This is a genomic window from Micromonospora sp. AMSO12t (assembly GCF_008806585.1).
Lineage (GTDB): Bacteria > Actinomycetota > Actinomycetes > Mycobacteriales > Micromonosporaceae > Micromonospora > Micromonospora reichwaldensis.
This window is the reverse complement of the sequence record NZ_WAAS01000411.1, coordinates 1-3,917: the sequence shown is the minus strand read 5'-3', so window position 1 is coordinate 3,917 and position 3,917 is coordinate 1. Positions and strand designations below refer to the sequence as shown.

Genomic DNA, 3,917 nt, shown 5'->3' with positions numbered 1-3,917 from the left:
AGGTGGTCGGCGTCGGGTCGGGCGTGCCGCCGAGCCGGTCCGCCACCAGGATGCCGCGGCCGTTGGTGCCGAGGTAGACCCGGCCGTAGACCCGGGGGTCGCCGGTCAGTGCCTCGCCCGCGTTGCCGTACTGGTGCTGGTCGTCGTTGATCCGCACCCAGGTCGCGCCGGTGTCGTCCGAGCGGTGCACGCCGGGCCGGCCGTCGACGGTGCCGAACAGGTACAGCGCCGGGTACGTCCGGCCGGGCGCGGCCTTGCCGAAGCCGACGTTGCCGGCGGTGTTCACCCCGGCCTGCTTGGTGAAGGTGGCCCCGGAGTCGGTGGAGCGCCACAGCCCGCCCTCGCCGGCCAGCCACAGCTCGCCCTCCCTGCCGGGCAGCGCCTTGAACTTGACGTTGCCGGTGCTGGGCAGGCCGGCGGCGGCCGAGGCGGTGAAGCTCACCCCGCCGTTGGTGCTGACGTAGAGCTTGCCGCCGCTGAAGCCGTAGAACTTGTTGGGGTCGACGCGGTCGGACTCGATCGTCGTGTTGGCCGGGATGCCCGTCGACGCGGTCCACGAGTTGCCGAACCCGACCGAGTGCACCACCTGCTGACCGGCGTCTCCCGGCGCCCAGACGAAGCGGCTGCCGTCGGCCGACGCGGCGACCGTGCCGCCGCTGTTGACGCCGGACGGCTCGCTGCCCTGGAACCAGTTGGCGCCGCCGTCGGTGGAGAACGCGACGTGGCTGTCGTTGGGGTGGTCCGCGTCGGTGAAGTTGCCGGCGCGCACCATCACGGCCGGCTTCGTTTCGGCGTAGTCCAGGCTGGTGGTGCTGGTGAAGGTGGGCTGGGTGAACAGCATCGGCGGCACGGCGTCCAGGTCGGTGTGCCGGAAGCCGCCGATGTCGCCGAGCGCGCTGACCAGCGGCGCCCCGGAGGGCAGGCTGACCAGGTCGAGCACCGCGGTCTCCTCCAGGCCCCTGACCATGGGCTTGATGGTGAACTGGCCGCCGGTGTCCCACTTGGTGAGGTCGGTGCTGCCGTAGATGGTGGCGCCGGTGCCGTACATGAAGCGGTTGCTGTCGTGCGGGTCGATCTCGACCGACTCGTTCATCCAGCCGAGCTTCGGGGTCTCCTCCGGCGGGGCGGGGTTGCTGCCGAAGGTCAGCCACGGCACCGAGCTGACGTCCATGGTGTAGCGCTTGGACCTGTTGGGGTAGCTGGTGAAGTCCCAGATCCGGGTCCAGGTGGCTCCCCCGTCGGTGCTGCGCCAGAAGATCGCGTCCGGCCACCAGGAGATCTGGGTGGCCACCATGAGGGTGTTCGGCTTCTGCCGGTCGATGGTGAGGCCGCTGTAGCCGAAGTACGCGTCGGTGCTGGTGGACGGGACCGGGCTGATCCGCGTCCACGCGCCGGTGGCGCGGCTGAACTTCCAGACGTCGCCCTTACCGCCGTCGTACGGGCCGCCGGTGTCGCTGGTGGCGATGTAGAGGAAGCCGCCCACCGGGTCGACGACGCCCTTGTGCGCCAGGTAGCCGGTCGGCTGCCCCGCGATCCGCTCCCAGGTGGCGCCGCCGTTCGTGCTGCGGTAGACCGGGTTCTCCTTATCGGCCACACCGACGTAGATCGTCTGCGTGGCGGTGCTGGCCGTACCGGTGCTCTTGTCGAAGCTGACCCAGGTCAGGCCCTGGTTCTGGCCGTTGTAGCCGTTCGGGTCGCTCGGGTCGGCCCGGTAGTTGCCGACGTTGGGGAAGTTGGTCACCTTCGCCCAGGTCGCCCCGAAGTCGGTGCTGCGCCACAGGCCGTTGCCGCCCTCGGCGCCGTAGTACAGGATGCTGTTCCGGTTGGGGTCGACGGCGAGCCGCTCGCCCATGCCCCGGCCGGGCATGTTCCCGCCGTTCTTGAACGGCAGCTCGGTGACCTGCCAGGTGGCGCCCTTGTCGGCCGAGCGGAGGATGGCGCCGTTGTTCGGGTCCCAGTCGTTGGTGTACATCCCGACGGCCGCGTAGACGCGGTTGGTCTGCACCGGGTCCGTGGCGACGCTGACCACGCCGTTCCAGCCCCACTTGTCCTCGCCGACCCAGTCCAGCAGCGGCGTCCAGGACTGCGTGGCCTGCGTCCACCGGTACATCCCGCCGATGTCCGTGCGGGCGTAGATCAGGTTCTTCTCGGTGGGGTTGAAGACGATGCCGGGGACGAAGCCGCCGCCGTCGATCCGGACGTTCTTCCAGGTGTACGGCTCGGCGGCGGCTGCGGCGGTGGGCGCGCCGGCCGCGGTGAACGGTGCCGCCACGACGGCCGCGGCGACGATCAGCGCGGACACGACCGCGCCGGCGTAACTTCTGCGCATCTGCGGTTCCTTCCGGGTTCGGACGCCGGGAGCCGACGTGGAGACGGCCGGACCCGGCAACGGGTACGTGCGGAATCGCGCCGGAGCTGCCCTGGCTCCGGTCATCGGCGCGACGGCTCCCGCACCCGAGGAACGCGCTTACCCTAACCGATCCGACCGGCCGCCTGGAAGCGCTCCCAAGGGTCACCCGGGCGGGGTGAGGGGCCCTCACCCCGCCCGGCGCCAGGATCGGTCCCGGCGAACCCGTGCGCACCGGCAGCTATCCCGTGAGGAGTGACAGATGGCCATCGAAACGATCAGCCGTACCGACCAGGACATCCAGTCGGCCGTCCTCGACGAGCTGACCTGGGAACCCCGGGTACGGCCGCACGAGATCGGCGTGACGGTCGCCGAGGGCGTGGTCACCCTGACCGGCCGGGTGGACAGCTACGCCAAGAAGTGGGCCGCCGAGCGGGCGGCGCACCGGGTGGCGCGCGTCCGGGCGGTCGCCAACGACCTGGCGGTACGCCTGGGCACCGGCGCGGAACGCGCCGACCCGGACATCGCCGCCGCGGCCGGGCACACGCTGGAGTGGGACGCGTTCGTGCCCCTGGAGCAGCTCGACGTGACCGTCTCGCACGGCTGGGTCACGCTGCACGGCGAGGTGGACTGGGAGTACCAGCGTCGCGCCGCCGAGCGCGCCGTGGCCCGGCTGACCGGCGTACGCGGGGTCAGCAACGGCATCACCGTCCGCCCGGACACCCGGCCGGACGGGCACGACCTGGCGGTACGGATCGTCGACGCGCTGGCCCGCAACGGGGCCACCGAGGCGGAGCGGATCACCGTCCGGGTGCACGGCGACACCGTGCTGCTCGGCGGGCTGGTCCACTCGATGCCGGAGCGGGCCGAGGTGGAACGGACCGTCTGGTGCGCGCCGGGCATCCGCGAGGTGCAGAACCACATCGCGGTCGCCCCGGTGCTGGGCTGAGCCGGGCGCCGGACCACCCGGACGGGGTGAGCCACCCTCACCCCGTCACGGAGCAGGCTGGGAGACATGACTGAGGTGACCCGATGACCACTCCACTCCAGGTCACCGCCCGCCTGCGGACCCCGGTGACCGGGCACGACAACGTCCGCGGGCCGGTGGACGCGCCGGTGACCATCGTCGAGTACGCCGACTTCCAGTGCCGGTTCTGCGGAGCCGCGTACGCGAACCTGCGGGAGCTGCTGCGACAGCGGGCCGACACGGTGCGGCTGGTGTACCGGCACTTCCCCATCACCAACATGCACCCGTACGCGGAGCAGGCCGCCGAGGCGGCCGAGGCGGCCGGCCGGCGCGGGCAGTTCTGGGCGATGCACGACTGGCTCTACGAGCACCAGGACCAGCTCGACCCCGTGCACCTGTCGCTCGGCGTGGAGCAGCTCGGCCTGCCCGCCGACGAGGTCGCCGCGGAGGTGAAGCGGCAGGCGCACGGCGACCGGGTGCGGCGGGACTTCGTGGGCGGCATCCGCAGCGGCGTCCACGCCACCCCGACCCTGTTCGTCAACGGCACCCGCCACGACGGCGACTACGACCTGGCGGACCTCCTGACGGCCGTCGACGCCGCCA

The 3,917-nt window shown here is 71.9% G+C and carries 3 protein-coding genes; 2 read left to right on the top strand and 1 reads right to left on the bottom strand.

Annotated features, from left to right (window positions below; all coding sequences use genetic code 11):
- On the bottom strand, window positions 1-2,329 hold a 2,329-nt coding region (locus tag F6X68_RS31405; RefSeq protein WP_151457640.1), incomplete at its 3' end, for a xyloglucanase.
- A gap of 280 nt (window positions 2,330-2,609) precedes the next feature.
- Here F6X68_RS31405 and F6X68_RS31400 point away from each other — a divergent pair.
- The gene (locus F6X68_RS31400) at window positions 2,610-3,296 is read left to right on the top strand and encodes a BON domain-containing protein (protein ID WP_151457639.1); all 687 of its coding nucleotides are present in this window, start codon (window positions 2,610-2,612) and stop codon (window positions 3,294-3,296) included.
- 83 nt (window positions 3,297-3,379) lie between these two features.
- The coding region (locus tag F6X68_RS31395) for a DsbA family protein (protein WP_151457638.1) at window positions 3,380-3,917 on the top strand (538 nt) is incomplete at its 3' end.